Origin of the sequence: Nocardia wallacei, from assembly GCF_029868745.1 — a bacterium.
Lineage (GTDB): Bacteria > Actinomycetota > Actinomycetes > Mycobacteriales > Mycobacteriaceae > Nocardia > Nocardia wallacei_B.
In genome coordinates, this window is sequence record NZ_JARWOP010000376.1 from 1 (window position 1) to 19,963 (window position 19,963).

Genomic DNA, 19,963 nt, shown 5'->3' on the forward strand with positions numbered 1-19,963 from the left:
CCAGCTGAACCCGCACAGCCTCGAGTACCTCTTCGACCAGAGCGGCGTCCCCGCCATCGGCGGCCTGCCGACCATCGAACCCGCCCGACCGCTGCGCAGACGCCGCGGTCCGGCCCTCCCGCGCCCGACGATGCAGGCACCGACCGGCGGCGGCGACCCGAAGCGCCGACGCAAGAACCAGCCCGACCCGGCGCCTCCCCAGCCGCCGGAGCGGCCGATCACGCCCCCGGAGAACGCCGAATCCAGCCAGCCCGCCCAACAATCGTCGGCCCCGCGCCTACGCGACACCTTCGAGGTCCGCGGAGCGGACGAGAACACCGGCACAGTCGGCGAGGAAGGCCACCGGGTGCAGCCCACCGGCCGGGCCCGCGAGTGGGTACGCTCGCTCCCCGAGAAACTCCCGTGGCTCACCCAGGATCAGATCGACACCACGGAACTGCTGGTCTCCGAATTGGTGGCGAATTCCCTCCGACACACCGCCGGCCGCATCGAGATCATCACCACCACAACAGATTCCGAAGGCACCCGCAAAACCCGCTTCGCCGTGACCGACGAAAGCGAGTTCGTCCCGGACCACACCGGCATGCCCGACTGGGACGCGGAACGAGGCCGCGGCGGCGCATTCGTAGACCTGCTCGCCGACGACAACGGCACCGACCCCCTACCCAACGGCAAAGCCACCTGGTTCGAACTCCACCAGCCCTTCGGCGACGCCTCGGACGGCGCACCGACCGCCACCCCTGATGACGACCACCCGGGGTCGGATTCGGCTACGCCTCCTCCCGTCCCGACGGAAGCCATCCCCGTAGTCGAGGTGACGGACCGGATTTCAGGCCCGGACGGCTCAGCACGCGCGACCGATGCGGACAGCGGATCCGCCGCGGATTCGACACTGGCGCGCGCACAACGGGGCGAGCCGGCAGCCTTACAGGAACTCCGAGACCAGCACGGCGCGGACACCGTTCGCGCGGTGCTCTCCCTGCTGGGTATCTCCCGCTCACACGGCGCAGAAGCCCAGCCCTATGTTCTTCTGGCACAGGAGATCACCCGCCTTGCGTTTCGGTTCGTGGAGACGCCGACGCAACCGTGGCCCGTCCCGGAGGGAGCGGACGCCGGCGAGTGGGTGCAGGATATCGCCGGCGATGTGGTTGCCGAATGGCGCCAACTGAATCCCACTCAACGCAACCACATCGCTCAGGCATTGTCCGCGATGCAGCGTGGTGCGGACATCAGCCTGGTACAGCGCGCCGCTCTCGCCAAGTTGGCAGTACAGGCACCGGCCGAAGAGACAGCGGACACGACCGAAGGCCCCCATGCCGAACCCACTCCCGCGCCGACGGAATCCAAGTCGACCGCCGAAGCTACACAGGCCGAAACCGAGCGCCGTGCCGCCGCCATTGCCGAGGTCGCTGCCGAGGTCGGCGTAGACGTCGAGATCGTACATCTGGTCCTACAGGGCCGGTCCGCGGTTTCGGAGGAAGCCGTTGCGCGCGTCCGTACAGCGGCCGACCAACTCGGATACTGGGAACAGGTCACCAAACCGGACGTCGCCCGCGCCGCGGGGCTGAGCCTGGAAACAGTCGACAAGGTGTTGGGTAGCAGGGGCGGCCGGCTCGATGAGCACACCAGACAGCGGGTGCTGACTGTTGCCGCCGAGATCGGTTACACCGGCCGGATAACGCGAGCGGCAGTCGCGCGGGAAGCGGGCGTCGGGGTTGCCACCGTCGACAAGGTGCTGCGAGACGGGCCCGTACTGACCTCGGAAACCGCGACTGCCGTGCGCGAATCGGCTCGCGAGCACGGCCTCCTCGGACCACGATCGGAGGGACTGCCTCGAGCCGCTCCGATAGCGGCGGACGCGTCCGCGGCACGAGTGGCCGAGCAGACCGGAGTATCCGAACAACACGTTTATCGCGTATTGCGAGGTGAGGGCAAGCGCGATCCAGAGACCGCCGCGAGCGTGCTGGAGGCGGCGGACCGCATCGGATTCCGCGTTCGATCCGCCGGAGCACCCGACCTTCGACCGGTATCCCGTTCCGCCTTGACACAGGCGATGGAGACGCTGTCCGACGATCTCACGGACTACATCGACCTCCGATACCTGCAGGGCCGTTCCTCGGTCGAGATTCGGGCGGCGCTCGGCGCCGACGCGGATTACGAGGAATTGCACAGCGCCGCACTCTCTTATCTCAGTGCGTTCTTCGCCGCGGAACTCGGTGGCGACACCGTGGTGTACGGAACAGTGCGACCGGCGACTGTGGCGGACGTCGCCTGGCTGGCCGGTACCACTGTCAATGACGCGACCTCTTCTCTTGCCGGTGCGGAAGTCGCCGAGGAGATCTCTGTCCGGGTACACGAGGCGGCGACACGGATCGGTCTACCTTTCGCCGATTCATCTGCACCAACGCGGCCCGACGGGCCCAGCGGTCTCATCTTCGAGCAGGAAACAGAACCCGGCATCGGCCTGCCCGGAGCCGATGTGATGCAGAATTCGGCTGCGCGCCCGAGACTTCCCGCCTCAGAGCCGGACCGCGCCACCGTGGCCGATGTGGCCCGGATGGCCGAGGTCGATGTCGCGACGGCGCATTGGGTGCTGCTCGGCGGCGGGGGTCATGACATCGACACCGTCCGGCGTGTACTCGACTCCGCTGAGAATCTCGAGTATCCACACCGAATCGACACGACCGGCGAGCAGACCGATACCGCACACGATCAGCCGGTAACCCTTACCGATCTGGCGCACCGAGCCGGGATCTCCGACTCGCAGGCTCGAAAAGTACTCGGTGGCGCGGTCATCTCCCCTGACATCTCTCACCGAGTGTGGGCCGCGATCCGTGCGATGCTCCCTCAGCACGAGCCCGACACCGCAGAACACGCTGAGGTAGTAGCCGTTCCCCGAGCTGCTTTCGAATATGGCATCAGCAAACTTCCCGAACGGCTCGCTACTTTTGCGACGCTTCGTTACCTCAACGGATACACGCCTGCAGAGGCCACGGCGGCACTCGGCCTACCCGCCGCCGCGTCGCAGCGAATCGGCCAGGCGGTACTCCGCCAGATGGCCCACCATCTCCCGGATGTCCTGCCCGTCGATCGATCCGCGACGCTTCGCCGAGTACGGACAGAGGACGTAGCGCAGGCGGCTGGCACCAGCCGCGCCGCAGCTCAGCGGGTATTGCGGGGCAAACAAACAGTAGATCCGGACGTCGCTCGTCGAGTGTTCGACGCGGTGGCGAACTCCGGCTTCCGACGGTTGCGCTATACGAGCGAGTCGGTTCCTGACGATCCCGAGGCACTGACCGGCCTGGCGTTCGTGCGGGATGCCGGCACAACCACCGAAGCCCCGCCGGCCGCAAGCCCCAGAACAGAATCTCCCAACCGATCCGGCAGTACCTCCGAGAGGGGTGGGCGCTCCCCCTCGACACCACCCCCGGGCCCCACCACCCGTTTCGTCCCCGAGATCGATCCGGCCGAGGTGCTCGACGCCGGGCGACCGCGGCGGCGCGGTCCGGCGACGCACGTACCGCGCGATGCGCCGTTCGAGGTGCTGGCGTTCAACGTCGATCCGCGCACCGGGCTGCCGTGGGGTGCTGGGGCCGAACAACATTCACCCGCAGCGCCTCCGGACGACGCCGCGAGTGCCGTTCCGCCCACGGCGGATCTGATGGCGGCGGTGGATCCCGGGCTGCTGAGCCTGGTACGAGAAGGCATTGCGGCGGAACACGAAGCCGCGCAATTCGATTCCGCCGAACCGGTGACACATGCGGAGGTCGAGCGGCTCCGGCGGCTCGACACCATGCACGGCCGGCTCGACGAGTTGGGCGCGGCGATGGGTCAGACGGACACGGTCACCGCCGACCGACTTCAGTTGCTGGTACAGCATTTTCATGCCGCGGCGGAGTGGCTGGCGGCGGTACTGGACGCGGACAGCGCTACCCGGCCCGACCGTCAGGTCCCCCACAGCATCGACCAGCAGTCACGGTTCGCGGAGGAGGCCGTCGCTCGCTACCGAGCCGCGGACGATCGGGTGAATCAGCTGGCGGCGCAGTTGGCGGAACAGCGACCGCAGAATGTGGCCGAGCCCGACGACCCGGGTCTGTCCGCGGCGGTCGACCCGAACCTGCTGCGGTTGGTACGAGAGGGAATAGCAGCGGAACATGAAGCGGCAGTAATTGATCCGCGTAACGCGGCTCCGCACACGGACCTCTCGCGCTACCAGCGGCTGCACGACATGCTCGCCCGCCTCGACGAGTTGATCGCGGCGCTGGACACGAACGCGACACCCGCGCCTCCGGGACGCCTGCGATTGCTCGTGCACCACTTCCACGCCGCAGCGGAATGGCTGGCCGCATTGACCACCGCCGACAACGCTACCCAGCCGGACGGGCAGCGCCCTCAGAGCATTCACGAGCAGGACCGGCAAGCAGTGGTGGCTGTCGACCGTCTCCGGGCGGCCGAAGAACGTCTCGTGGCACTCGACGCGAATCTCCTCGCAGGCGAGCGGCCCGCCTCGCCGGCCGCGGCGTCGGGCACCGTCATCCCCCGCTGGGTGGAAGGGATTTCCGGACCGCACGAGGATTCGATCACCGGGCTGATCACAGGCGTCGACCCGGAAAGCCACTCGAATCACCTTGTCCTGCAGGCCGTCGAGGCCCGGGGGCCATCGCACCTGGTGCTCCGCAGTGTGACCCGGAGTCCGTTCACCGTTCGCGTCGAGTCCGACGGCGTCGCGGTGGAAGCACACATCACCTACCGCCACCACGACGACGGCCGGGTCGAGGCATGGATCGCCCACCAGGATCCGGATGTCGGCAATCCGCACTTCCCCGCGGTCTGCGCGATGATCGACGCTGCCCTGCTGGGACGATTCCCAGGCCGGTCGATCGCGCTCACCGAAAACTTCGCCGGCAAGGCGCCGCACACCGAGCGCACACTCGTGCCTGCCGAGCCACCGGAGTCTCCGGTGGAGCCCACCGTCGCGCCTCCTGCCCCCGTGGACGCCGGTCTAACGGGACAGGCAGCAACCCCGGTTCTACCGGAACCAGGGCAGCCCGGCGATCCGCCGGCGCAGGGCGAGGAGTTGCCGCCCCGCGCGTACGCAGAGGAAAACCTCACCCAGGAGAACCTGGGTTCCGTTGCGGCGGCGAGTGATCGAAGCCCGGACCACCCGATCAACGAGGACGCGTTCGCTCTCGTGCAGATGACCGTAGGCGGCCGGGAGGTCGTCGGAGTCGTCCTCCTCGATGGCACGTCCAGACCGAAGGGTGGTCACCGGGCTTCCGCGGCCGGTAAGGAGGCCGGGCGCGACAGCATGGTCGCCGCCCTGGAGCGGGCCGATCGAGAAGGTGAGCTCGACCCGGTGGCAGTCGTCCGCGACGTCGTGGCGTCGGCTCAGACCGCGATCCTCGGAACCACCGCCGACTCCGGCACCGAGCCGCCGGCCGCGACGATCGTGGTGGCGCTGTTGGAATCCGGGCGGCTCACCGTCGACTGGGTCGGCGACAGCCGGGCGTACTGGGTCCCACTGGATGATGGGCCCGCGATCCAGCTCACCACCGACGACTCGAACGTCCAGAAGGTGATGGACGCGTTCGGCACGCCCCGCGAGGAGGCCGAGCATTCCGCGATCGGCCAGGGGCTCACCTACAGCCTCGGCCGCCCCCTCGACGGACTAGATTCGCACGCAACAACTTTCGAACAAGTGCGGGGCAAGGGCGTCGTCGTGGTGACGTCGGACGGCATGTGGGAGCCGCTCAGCCCGGACGACCCGGAGCCCATCGCGGCCATCCTGCGCGAGGCCCTCACCCGATCCGGCGGCGATCTGAGCACCGTGCCCCGCGCCTACGTGCGTGCCGCCATCGACGCGGGCGGCCGTGACGACATCACCGTCGCCGCGGCACTCATGACCGGCACCGCACCCGGCGGCCTCGAGAAGGCAACGGGCGCAGGCGCTTCCGCACCGGACGCGGGTGGCGCGAGCAACCCGTGGGCCGGTCGGCCCGCCACGGCTCCCGCCGGAGCGACACCCGCACCGAACACCACGACGCCGTGGAGCGACGTGGATGTCACACCGCCCGAACCGCCTGGGGCCCAACCGGTTACCGGCCACAAGCCGGTTGCCGGCGCCGGAGTTCCCTGGAAAGCCGACGCGGCCCCCCGACGCAATCCCGCACCCGCCCTCCGCGGCCCCATGGGCGTCCCAGACCCCAGCGACCCCTTCGGCGACCGAGGAAACCCCCTCGACCACGGCCGCAACCTGGGTCGGGGAAAGCGCCGCGCCGAACAATTCGTGCAGACCGAGATAACCGGCGGCGGCTTCGCCCGCGGCGGGCAGCCCGATGAGGAGCCCGCACGCGACGAACCTCCCGACATCGACACCTTCGTCGAACAGATCGACTCCGGCACACGCCCATTGTCCAAGCGCCAGCGCGCCATCCTGAAGATGGTTGTGCAGGGCGAGCCGAACGCGGCGATCGCGAATTCGCTGGAAATATCCGAAGGGGCCGTCAAGAGCCAGGTCAAGCGGATCTTCGACCGACTCGGCGTATCCAGTCGTGATGAGTTGTCCGGGGCCGACCGTGCTACTGCCGCCGCGTTGTCCCAGCGCGGCGGCACACGCGCGCTGTCGCGTACCGAGACGTCGATTCTCGGCATGATCGTCCGAGGCGAATCGAACGCGGCGATCGCGGATCGCCTGAACATCCCCGGAAAGACCGTCAACAGCTACGTCAAGCGAATCTACGACAAACTGGGCACACCGGATCGCGACGCTTTGACGGGGAATGTCGACGTCTTCCTCACCGCCTTGTTGCAGCACGCCGACCAGGCATTGTCCCAGCGCCAGCACACAGTCCTGCGGTTGGTGGCCCGGGGGAAGACGAATGCGGAAATCTCGACGTACCTGTTCGTCTCGGAGGAGACGGTCAAGAGCTACGTCAAGCTGATCCGCAACAAGCTGGGCGTGAGCCACCGCAGAGATTTGGTTGTCACTGATCGGGCCGCATCGAAGACGGGCGGCTCCGCTGCGACCGGAAATTCAGCGCCGAACGCACCGGAGACCGCGTTCCTCGATCTCCGGCGCCGAGTCACGCTCGCCTTCCTCGCCGGTAACCGTGCCCTGCCCTCTTCCAGCGTCCCCGGACTGTCCCGAGCCACCGATGCCGAACTGGTGCACGAGGTTATCGAGCACGTGGAGGATCCCGAACTCATCGACGCCACACTGGAATTGGCGAGCACGGACAAGGCGACTTTCCTTCTTGCCACCTCCCGGTTGGACTCGGTCCAACGGCGACGAATCAACGATGCCGCCATTGCGGTCCGCACCGGGCGGCGAATGAGCGGCCTTCAGCTCGCCGCGGTGAACAAGCTGGCGGCAGAGGTGCTCCGGCAATCCATACCCCCTCTCGAAGAAAAAGCCGGTCCGCTCACAGAAACCGAACTCGACATACTTCGACTGGTCGCGGCGAGTCGGACGAACGGTGAGATCGCACAGGAACTCGCCGAGACGGAAGACTTCGTGAAGGGCGCGCTCTCGCGCATTCTCGAGAAGCTGGACGCCCGAGACCGCACTCATGCCGTCGTGCAGGCACTGCGCCGAAAGCTGTTCCCGCTGCGGGAAATACCGGAGCCGGACCCCACCCTCGCACATCAGCTGAACGACCGGGACCGTCAGATTCTGGCTCTGCTGGCAATACACGACACGAACCAGGACATCGCCACGGCCACGGAGCTGTCCACGAGCATCGTGGCAAGCAGTGTCCGGAACCTCATCCGCATATTCGGCGCGCAAAATCGGACCGAGGCGGTCGTCCGGGCTCTCGCCGTGGGAGCCCTCGATCCGAGCGAGATCCCGGCGACCCATTCGGACCCCGTCCGCGAAATATCGGGCGACGAATCAGCGGCTCTCGCGCGCTTCGCCGCGGGCGAGAATGTCCGCGGCATCGAAACCACCGCACGCGCACTGGGTGCCCGGGGCAGAACCGAGGCCGTTGTCCAAGCACTGCGCCACGGACACCTTCGTCTCGAGGAGATACCGCTTCGCGACCAGCCCGCCCCGCTCTCCCCTCGAGAACAACAGATCCTTCCTCTGGTCGCCGCGGGAATGACGAACAGCCGTATCGCGTCGGCCCTCGGATTGTCGACGGAGACGGTGAAGGCCGCATTGCCGCTGATGTTTCGCAAGCTCGGTGTCGGCGACCGCACGGGCGCGGTGGTCCAGGGCCTGCGCCGTGGAGATTTCGACCTGAAATCCGTCCCCGCGACTGCGCCGCCGACCGCGGAGCCTCCACAGAACGGTGCCACGCCCGTCCCCGTCGGCAGCACGCCCTGGAGTACCGACGCCACAAGCGAATCGCCGGACGCCGCGGCCGACCCGACCAACGCCTACGACACCGTGCGGATGCCTGCACACCTGCACTATCCCGAACTCGCCCAACGGGTCGACTACACCAATGTGCAGATCACCTATTACGGCGGGATTCACGACGATGACATGGGCTACACCACGGGCCCTCTCGGTGACGTCTTCTTCTTCACCCCCGGCAGAATACGAACCGCACCCGTGCCGACTACTCACCTCCAGCTGCTCGGAACATATCCCGATCCCGATCCGAAGGTCTTCTCGTTCGGCCAGTGGTCGATGGAGGGCGGCCGCGATGTGAAGATCGTGTTCGGCAGCCAGCTGCTGCCGCACGGATCCGATCTTCGATTCGTCGCCTACGGGCTGGCCGAGCTGACGAAGCGAAATGTCCAATTCACCTTCGACGACGGGATATTGGGCGACCTGTGGCGCACCCACATTCCGGCGGGTGCGCCGACCGTGGGCCAACTGATCGAGAACCGGGGCGAACGGAACGGGCCGGCAATTCCGGGAGCGCGCGACATATTCCTCGGGGCCACCGAAGACTTCTGGTTGTACGTGGTGGCGACGGACGCCACGGAGAACTCGCTGCGAATCACCTTCTCGGTCAACCCGGTCGGCGGTGAGGCGGGACGCGTCACCCTTGTCCTCACTCGCGACGACGACGTGATCACGGCGCGGTACACCGATGTGACACTCGGCCGGGATGCCGACCGCGTGAGTGCCGCGATCGAGGTCTTCCACGCCCGGGCGACCGGTCCGTGGTTGGACCGATCCGGCGCGATCTTCGCCGGGACGGACGCGCCCGTCAGCGGAATCGACCCGAACGCGGCTGTGCACGAGTTGCAGGTCCGATTGCAGACGGCGCGGAACGACCTCGCCACGTTGTTGCTGGTGGTCCCGGAACTCACCGAACCCGTCCTGGTCGAGCAGGCGGTGAGGATCGCCCAGCAGTGGCTCCGCGGGGCCGGCGCGGAGGGCCTGGCTGCTGCGGGCCAGGAGCTGGACGTCCTGGTGGACTGGCTGGGATTGCGACTCGCAACGCTTCGGGAGAACGATGCCGGTTCGACGCCGTGGCAGCGATCCGACGTCAGCCCAGCGCAACTCGATCGCGAACTGGCGAATCGGCTGGGTATCACGGAGCCGGGCCCGCCCGCGCCGCAAGCCGCCGACCCGGTCACCGAACTGCGCGCTGCGGCCGAGGTGTCGGACGATCCGACGCTGCGTCGGCTCGTGGAGGTGCTCGACCAGCTCCTCACCGCGCACCACGCCATTGCCGGTCTCCAGGCCGCCCCACAGGCGGCCGCCGCACCAGCGCCCGCCGCACCCGCACCCGCGCAACCAGTCGAGGACCCGTTCGCCCTGAATCGTCCGGCTCCCAAGGGGTTCCGGCCGCGCCGCGCCGGTCCGGGACCGGACGGGCTGGATCCGTTCCTGGCCTTCCACCACAACCCGAACGGCCAGGAATGGACCGGAGGAGATCCCCACCAGCCGGGGGCGCAACCGGCCGTCCCGGCCCAGGCAACAGGTGCGGCGGCCGGGCGGATCGTCGTGGACACACCCGACGAGATAGCACGGATGGGCGGGCCGAATCCCACCGTGGCGGGTTTGGTGACGGCCGTGGAGCTGGCGGATGGCACGAAAACCCTTGTGCTGCATGCGGTGGAGGCTCGAGGGCCGAGTCATCTGGAGATGAAGAATCAGCTCGACGTGCCCTGGCTGTCCACGTTCGATGTCGGCGGCTTGACCGTGGCGTGCAATATCCGGTACCGCGTCAGCGACAGTGGGCAGATCAACACCTGGATCGTTCACCATGACCCGGATACCGCCGACCCTCGGTTCGACCTCTTGCGGCACCAGATCGACCTCGCGTTGGCCGGTCACTTTCCGAACCGGGCGGTCCACGTCGACGAAGTACACCAATACGGGACGGACTGGCGCAATCCGCACCGAATCGATGGGGCGGCACGAGTACTGAAACCGGGCATCGAACCGGGGGTTCCGGCGGCGGCAGAACCGCTGGCACCGGGACAGACCCGCATCAACCACCGCCTGCGTGCCGCGCAGCCCGGCGCCTACGACGCGGGACTCCGCAAGGCGCGGCGCACAGGTCCCCCGGCCACACCGAGCCGGACGGAGTACGACGGCGCGAAAACCCCCTTCCGGCCCGGCGCACGGTACGGGCAACCGCAACGCACGGTCGACGTCGTCGTTCTGGACCAAGACGACGCCGGGGTTTTCTACTCCCAGAAGAATCGGAATCCGCACTCTACCAACGGATTACGCCCCTTTCTCCTGCTCCGCAGCGGAACTCTCATCACGAGTTCCGAAGGCGAACACTCCGATCTACTGAACGCCTACCTGGCCGAACACGCCGACGAGGACGAACGGCGGCAGAGCACACGGCCCGACGACACATCCATTGTCGCCGGATACGGACGGTGGGAGCTGTCCGAGGGCAACCCGGAATTCGTGGACCTGTTCTCGGGCACCTTCTACGAAGACAGCAGACGCAGCTCGAAGGCCCGCACGCAGGTCCTCCACCGGCTCGGCGAGCGAATCGACCTGTCGACGATCCGGTTCAGGTCGGCACTGGACATCGTCGGTCCGGCGTGGTGGTCCCCGGCGGAGAACGACGGAGACGCTGCGGCGGCGAAGACGGTGCCCGAGCCCCGGGAGCAAGTGGACCTCCAAGCACTGACGGCCGAGTTGCGCAAACATCTGCGCGGCGGCACGGAAGAGTTCTCGTTCGAGGTCGAGTCCGTCCGCACCCCCTACGGCGGGGGGTTGTCGATCGATGTGACCTGTCAGCCGGTGCTCGGCGAACCCGCCCGGGCGACCATCGACGTGAGTCCGGCGAGCACCACCGCCACGGCGCACTACAGTTCACTCGATTTCGGTCCGGAGCCCGGACGCACCCACCCGGCCTTCCGGACCGCGCACGAAGTACTGACCGATTGGCTGACAGCCTCAGGATTCAGCTGGGCCGACGGCACCGGAGAACTCCTGTCTCCGCCCGCACCGGCACCGGTCACGAACCCGCCCGCGCATCCCGACGACAACCCGTTCACCCTGAACCGCCCGGCCCCCAAAGGATATCGGCCACGTCGCGCCGCGCTGGGGCACGAAGGGCCCGACCCGTTCCTGGCCTTCCACCACAACCCGAACGGCCAGGAGTGGACCGGCGGCGAGCCGGAGAATCCGGATGAACGGCCCGCCGCGCCGAAGGCCGAGCCGCCACAGCCGAAGTCGCCCGGCACCGGAGACCCGGCCGAGGTGAACGAGCCGCCGACATCGTCACCCGATACGCCGGCACCGACACCCGACACACTCGTCCACCTGATTCGCAGCGACCGCACGATGGGGGTCCGTCTCGGCGCCGAATTCCTCAACAGCGCCGGCTACGAGCTCATGCAGACGGTGACGGCGCTCTATCTCATGCAGCAAGGAGGCCCGGCAGTGGCCGGTGCGGCCGCGTGGGCCCTGTGGCTGCCGCACCTCGGTGGCGCACTGATCGCAGGCCATCTGACCGACCACACTTCATCGAAGAAGCTGCTGATCGGTAGCCAAGCTCTCACTGCCGCCAGCGGAATTACGGCGGCGGCAGCCCTCGCCACCGGAACCGACTACTCGATTCCGATCCTTATCGGGACGACGCTCGTCGGAGCGGGGTCCGCCGTGATCTACTCCAGCGCCGCCGACAAGGTGCTCGTCGAAATGGCCGGTAACGCCCAGGCTGGGCTGGTTCGTTTCAACAATCTCAAAACAAACGCGACCCGTGTCCTGGGTAGCGGACTCGGACCGCTCACTTTGAAGGCGGGCACCTGGGCCGCGCCGCTCATAGACGCCGCGACCAGCATCGTCAATCTCGCGACACTGTGGCGGATGCCGGATATTCCGACCGCTCCGCGACCGGAAAACTCGGCATCCGGTTGGAAACACATGCGCGAGTCGATCACCGAGGGTTTCCATGCTGTCCAGAATCTGCCTCTCAGAAGGCGACAGAACGTAAACCTCGGACTAACCAACTTCTACCTGGGACTGCAGGGAATACAATTCACGGCGATGATCACCGACTCCGGTCTCTCGGAGTGGCAACAGGGAGCAGCGCTGCTGATCACCCCGCTCGGCGGTGTGGTCGGAAACCTCATACCGCAGAAGTGGCTGGAAAAACCCAGCATCGAAACGTTGTTGACGGCCAGACTGGCAGGGTTGGCCGTACCCGCGATCATCCAGGCCGCCACCAACGACCCTTGGGTGGCTTCGGCGGGCTTCGCCAGCACCTGGGCGGTCCTCGGTGCAGCCGGAATTCCCGTCGCCACGTACATGAACAAGACGATTCCCTCCGACGTGCGCGGACGGGTTCGATCCATCACGGTGGTGACGACCAACGGCGCGTTCGCCCTCGGCCCCGCCGTCGCCGGCGGCGCGATCGCGCTGTTCGGCAGCGAGGCCACCGGCATTTCCATCGCCGCCACCTTCGGCACCGTCGCCACCTGGTCGCTGTACAAGCGCCTGTTCAAGGCCAAGAAACTGCTGGACTGCATCCACCAGACGGCAACGGCGGTCTGGGCACTCGGCCTCGACTCGGGAAGCAGGCCCAAGAAATGGCAGAAGAGCGCGAAGCACCTCCAGGAAGCCATTTCGACCCAGCTCGTCAAAATCGAATTCGACCCGGAGGCCGACGATCCCGTCGCCCGGACCATCGACGACGTACGGAATATGAAGGACGGCGCCGACACCGCGGTCCTGCTCCTCGGCAACGGCACGAAGCTGCATTCACTGACCATCACCAACACCGACAACAAACCCGGCGGCAACGTCGTCGTCTTCGATACCAACATCACCGAACCCGGCGACCCCCATGTCGATCCCGGTGACCCCGAACGCATCCCCCGAGTCCGCACCGTCGCGGAATGGAAACAGTCCTACCCCGACATCGACGAGGCCTTCGTCGCCTTCCTGACCGCCGACGAAGACGGCGCGCTCACAAATCTGTTTCCCCACGACCCGGATTCGCAGGCCCCGCCGAAGAAGGGAAAAGTGCTGGGGCAGTTGGGCGATGACGGCAATTCAAGTACACCGTGGCGGCGGCCGACATCCGCTCCGAGACCCGAAACCGTCGCACCGCAGCCGCTGTCCGCTGCCGAGGGCGCCGTACTCGACCTGGTCTATCGAGGTCTGGTACCCGCCGAGATCGCGGACCGGCTCGGTATGAGCCCCGGCGCTGTGAAGACCTTCCAATCCCGGGCCGCCGGAAAGCTCGGCACCGCCGGTGCCATCACGACCGTTCTCGAAGCCAAGCGGCGCGGCCTGATCGACAGCGGCGACCCGGAGCCGATCGGCGTGGTGAGACTGACCGAAGATCAGCGAGAACTGCTGGGCCGCATGGCCGGAGGCATGACCGATCAGGCGATCGGCGAACTCTCGGGAATAAGTCCGTCCGCGGTCCAGCGCCGCCGCGAGGCCATCGGCGCCGAACTCGGCGCGAAGGGCAGTATTCCGATCTTCATGAAGGCCCTTCGTCTCGGCATCCTCGATGACGACGGGACCACGTCGGTGACGTACGACGAGACCTTGGCCGTCGACATGGAAATGGCCCTGGCACAGGAGAACTCATCCGCACCGCGCCCGGTTCCCCATGACTACACGGATCCTGCCGCGGCGTTCGAACTCGCCCGGACAGCGACGGACCCCGAGTTCGCCGCCGCGGCGGCAGCCTACTTGCGGAATCTGCTGGACCAGGCGACGTTCGACCTGACGCGAACTCCGTGTCCACAAGCCGGGTTGGCGTCGTTGCGCCACATTGATCAGGTCCTGTGCGAGGTCCGCGATCGACTGCCGGAGGAGCGGGCAGTACAAGAGGCAGCCGACTCGTTCAACGAGCTCTACGAACGATTTACGGCTCTCGACAAGGCGCCGAGATCGCTCCGTCACCGCTCGGCCAGAATGCGTGCGCTGGCCATTGAGCGGTTGGACGGCGACACGACCTTGGCGACGGCGATCGAGCGGGCGTCGCGGTTGCTGCGCGGTATCGCCGGTACCGCGGACACGCGGCCAACCGTGTCCCGCCGCGAGACGGAGGTACTCGCTCTGATCGCCGAGGGTTGTGCGGACGACGAGATCGCGACGAGGCTGCGCATTTCGCCGGGCACCGTCGAGCAGCATCTGAAGAATATCCGTCGCAAGCTCGGTCGGGCGCGGCGGCCGGAATTGCCCGCGGCGGCCGTGCGCGCGGAACTGCCTTCGGCGGCCGCCACGACGGAACGGGGGGCGATGCCCGGCTCGCGCAACCGGCGATCGGGCGCAATACCGCTGTCGGAAAGGGAAACCGAAGTCCTGCGCCTGTACACGGAGGGCATGACGACCGCCGAGATCGCGGCGGCGCTCGGCAGCGCTACGGGCACGATTCGCAATCACATCCGGCATATCGTCTACAAGACCGGGGCCGACACGCGAGCCGATCTCGTGGCACCGGACGCGACGACCGCGCGCCCACCCGACACCGCACCCGATCCATTACTAGCCGAATTCGAATCCGAAGTGTTCCAGCGGGCGCGGGCGACCGTCGAACAGCGGGTCCGGCGCGGTGACCTGGAACTCGATGCGGCACAACAGCAACAGCTGGCACGCGACATCACCGAGGAGACCTTTCACCTCGCGGGTCGACAGATCACGCGAACTTCTCCGGACACCGGCCGGACATTGGCCACGGTTTTCGGAAATGTCGCTCACGATCACCTCGAATCGGCGCGGTACCGCCAGGAGATCTGGTCCGTACTTCCGGCGGACACGCGAGCCGGGAGTCGCGGCCGCGGCCTCGCCATGGCCGGGCGGCAGGAAATGCGAAATCGGCTGGACGCGTTGGAGAAGGACAACGCGACGCTCTACCGGTGCCTCATGCTTCGGCACGTGGCGGGGTCTTCGGAACAACGTACCGCCGAGCTGATGAACTACGGGATCACGACAATCCGGGCGATGGAGTACTACGGCGCGCACGCCCTCGCCGGGATTCCCGCCGACGCCGTCCCCGTATTCGACGAGAAATTGGACGATGCCGACCCGGCCTCCTCGAGAGGGACTGTCGACGCCGGTCCGCGCGAACAGGCTGGGCCACAGGAGGCCGCGCCCGTCCGTCCCGCCGCGCTGCCCGGGTACATGGGCGTGCCGGATCCCGACGCCCCGTTCGACGGGCCCGACCGACCGTGGGCAAATCCCCGCAGACGCGGAGAACCGCCCGAGGTCTGGCACATCGACGGTGGCGGCTTCGGCCGCAAGCTGTGGCGCGGGAAGAAGGGTGCCCAGCCGGACCCGGCCACCGCCGAACCGCCACCCGCCGCCGAACCGGCCGAGCCCCCCGCTGTCCCGGCGGAGCCCGCCCCAGAATCGTCGGCCGACACGGAACCCGAAGCGCCGGTGAGCGATCCGGTTTCGGTGCGGGAGCTGCTCGCCACCAACAAGCCGTACCGGCAGCTGTACATCTCCAATGCGGTGACCGGTCTCGGCGACAGTATCCAGCAATCGTCCCTGCCGCTCCTGGCCATGGGCCTGACCGGTGATCCGATGGCGGCAGGGCTGGCCACGGTCGCCCTCTGGGCGCCGTCCATCCTGTTCGAACTCCCTGCCGGGTATGCCGCGGACTTTTACAACCGCGGTAAGACGATGCGGATCGCGCAGTGGGCTGGCATGGCGTCCGTCGCGGGATCCGGCGCAGCGATCGCCCTCGGCGCGCCGGACATCGGGCTGATACTCGCCGGGACAACGCTGGCGGAGGCCACCGCTGCCAGGTTCTACGCCCGCAGCCTCGACAGCACGGTGCGGGAGCTGGTCACGCCCGAACAGTTCGAGAGCGCCACCCGCATGACGCAGGCCGAACGGTACGTCGCGGGCACCGGAGGACGGGTGCTCGGACCGATCCTGCTCGGCGTGAATCAGGTGCTGCCGTTCGTGGCGAACGGTGTCTCGTACGCGATCAACCAGGTGACCCTGTCGAAGCTGCGAGGCAGCCTGCCGACTCGTGCCGCGGCGGAACGCACCAATCCGCTCCGGGATATTCGCGACGGCGCGTCCCAGATCTGGCACGATTCGTTCCTGCGGGAGTACACCGCCATCACGCCTGTCACCAACGTGGCGGCCGCAATCCTGAATCTGCGCGCCGCCGTAATCGTCGACGAGGCCGCATTGCCCGGCGCAGCCGCCGGATTGGTGCTCGGTGCCGGCGCCATCGGCGGCGTTGCCGGAGCACTACTGATCCCCAAGCACTTGGTCAACAAGACCAAGGTCGGTGTCCTGTACCCGGCGGCACTGGCGAGTTTCACGGGTGTGGCCGCGCTGCAGTCCGTGACCACCAACCCGATCCTCGTCGCGGTCGGCGCGCTCGGCGTCTCCATGATCGGCGTCGGCATGAATGTCCGGGTAGGGACGCACCTGCGGCAGGTGGTCCCGAGCACACACCACGGGCGAGCGACCAGCGCCAAGGACCTCGCTCTCGCCACAGGGCCCGCGGTCGGCGGTCTGATCGGCGGCGCTGTGTTGTCCTCGCACGGAGTCGATGTCTCCGGATGGTTGTCGGTCGGCCTCATCGGCGCGGCTGCCGTAGCCGTGACCGCGCGTCAAGTGATCATCGGTAGCAGACACCGGGTCGAACAGCTACGTAGGCTGTTCGGTCTGCGCCGCCGCGAATCCGTCACTCCGGTATCCGAGCCGATCGATCATCACCGCACCGCACCGGCCGCACCTATTATCGGCCCCAACGGATTACCGGACGACCCCCTCGCCGACTTCGGCGCCCCATGGGAACCCGGCCGCAAGCGCATCCCGCGCCACCGGCAAATGGAAATGCTCGCACAGGCCCACATCGACGGCGGCGGCTTCGCCCGCGCTGCCACGGCCACGGACGTACGCACCTACACCGCATGGCTGCAAGGCCTGAGTGATCGGGGTGTGGATACCGAACGGATGATGTCCGACCTCACCAAAGTGTGGGACTTCCTACGCCACGACCCGAAGTGGGCCTTCGATCCCGACGGCCACCACGACGCCATAATCCTGTTCGGCAGCCCGGACGACGGCAGCTCGGCCGTCGTAGCGAACCTGACTCGTGAGCACGGACTGGACGAGATCCCGGTCGTCTTCTCGGGTTACGACAAGGAAGCCGCCGAGACAGGAAACCCGCAGCGGCCCTGGATGTCCGAAGCCGCCAGGTTCCGGTTGGGCGCCCAGCAAACGGGTCTGGGGGCCCACCACGTCATCGAGGAGCCACTCGCCGAGAACACCAGGCAGAACGCGATCAAGTCCGTCGCCCTCCTCGAAGAGCACGGCCACGACGTCGAATCCATCATCGCCGTGTGCACCCCGCAACACGCGCGCCGAGTGTGGGCGACCATCGATCGGCAGTGTCCGGAGGTCCGGCACATTTCCATCGTCGTCGCCTCGGTTTCGGTGGACAACTACATTCGCCACGGCCTGCGCTCCGACACACACCCGGATCCACACCCGCACGAGGTCGTCACGGCGATCCTGAACGAGGTGAGCGGTCTCCTGGAGACCCCGCCCAAGGGCCTCATCACCGCGCAGCCGATTCCGCACGACGTGCTTCTGGCCTACCGCGACTTGACCGAGACGCTGGATGTTCGCGTCGCGGCCAATCTCGCCGACCATCTCGACCCGCAGCGCCCGGGACCACAACGGCACAGCAACCCAGGCGCCCTCGGAATACCCGACGATCCCCTGGCCGAGTTCGGCACCCCGTGGAAACCCGGCCGCAAGCGCATCCCGCGCCACCGGCAAATGGAAATGCTCGCACAGGCCCACATCGACGGCGGCGGCTTCGCCCGCGGCAGCGAGGCGCACGGCGAACCGACCGGCGCGCGCCCGGCTGAGGCGACTGCGACGAACACTCGGACAATCATGGAACCCGGTGCGGAGCTAGCCTTCCCGGGTCCCGATTATTGGCGTCCGGTGCAGCACGCGATCGAAGAGTTGCTGGCGATCGATCCGGAAGCGTTCCGCTATTTCCGTACGGTGCCGATGCCTCGGGAAGGAGCGCAGTTCGGAGCGGACTGGGTCAGCAACCGCCGGGATTGGTTCCACGCGTTGTTCAACGAGGACGTCGAAAAATTGCGAGATGTGGAACTCACCGAGAAGGATCTCCTGGAACTGGCCAGATTCATTCAGCGTTTCCCGCTCTATGCGACGCTCACGTTGGTGAACGTGACCGGCACGTCGATCGACCGGCTCGTACATGAGCACAAAGTCGATTGGCGCACCGTGTTCTTCACGCAGAGGAAGATCACTCGTGACGGCGAGACGATCCCCGTGTGGAAGTTCCGGACCATGAGTCCGGACACTCCGGAAGAAGCCAGCCGCCGCGAAATCAACGACCTGCTGACCCGGTGGGCCAAACTGCAGCGCACCACGTCCATGGACGAACTGCCGCAGCTCTTGCTGATCGCCGCCGGAATCATGCAGTACCTGTCGGGACGGCCGATGCTGGACCCCGACATCGAGTTGATGGACGATGCCCGCCGGCGCGGCGTGATCACCGACGACCAGTTCGCTTCCTGGAAGCGGTTTCTGAAGGATGATCTGTGGTCGGGCGGCTTCTTCCCGGGCTGCCGGTGGCTGGAGTCACAGAGTGACGACTATCTGCGCGCTCGGGTGCTGTGCGCCTTCATCTGGTCGCGGCTGGGCTCGCGCGCCGCCGAGGAACACCTGCTGGCGGTCACCGACAGATATCTGCTGAGCACCGTGCTGCGGGAAGGCGCCGACTTCCTGCTGGGCACCGCCTCCGACCTCGTCGAGAGTATCGCCGCCCTGCTTCCCGGCCGGACCGGCGCGAAGCTGCTGGGCGCCGGGCGCACCGTATTCGGCGGTGTCACCGGCATGGCCGACAAGACGATACGCGGCGCGGCCCGGTTCGCGGCCGACAAGATTTACCCGTCACCCTGAAATCGAATTCGCCCCGCTCCCCGTCAGTGGTGACAAGCGCGACCGCCACACCACCTAGGCTTGCCGGATGACCACTCCGAGCACCCCGTGGTCGAGCCGGACCGAGGCACGATCCACCGAGCAGCTCGGTACGACTCCCGGGAGCACGCCCACGGCGCAAGCCGGCGGCGAACCACCGCAGCGGAGAAGGTCGACGCCGCTCTTCGATGCCGGGATGTTCATCGGAATCGGCATATTCACAATCCTTCTCATCACTTTCGGCCACAGCGCGTTCGAGACGTCCCCGAGCGCACCGCACTCGCCGGACCGGTCGGCGGCCGCGACGCAGAGTCCCCGGACCGGCAATCCGGCCGTTCGGATCACGAGCGGTTTCACGGTCGGCAAGGTGGTCGCCAACGACGGCGTGACCTTGCGCGTGCGTGGCGTGTCGGGATCGACGACGGTCGTGCGCGCGGATCGGGACACGCGCGTCATGGTGCTGCCGGGGTCGCAGGTGTCGGATGTGCGGGCGGGCACCATGATCATGGTGTACGGCGACAAACAGGGCGACGGGTCGATCATCGCCAATCTGATGATGGGCGTGACCCTTCCGATTCCGGGACGTTGATTCCGGGACGCTGAGCACGCTCGTCCGCGAGCCTTCCCAGGGGCGGGACT

2 protein-coding genes are annotated in these 19,963 nt (G+C 67.2%); both read left to right on the forward strand.

Annotated features, from left to right (window positions below; translation table 11 throughout):
* Positions 1-130 precede the first annotated feature (130 nt).
* Positions 131-19,306, forward strand: coding sequence for an MFS transporter (locus QH470_RS35120; RefSeq protein WP_280276700.1), 19,176 nt, complete (start codon positions 131-133; stop codon positions 19,304-19,306).
* 67 nt (positions 19,307-19,373) lie between these two features.
* Complete coding sequence (locus tag QH470_RS35125) at positions 19,374-19,913, forward strand: hypothetical protein (RefSeq protein ID WP_280276701.1); 540 nt, start codon at positions 19,374-19,376, stop codon at positions 19,911-19,913.
* Positions 19,914-19,963 lie beyond the last annotated feature (50 nt).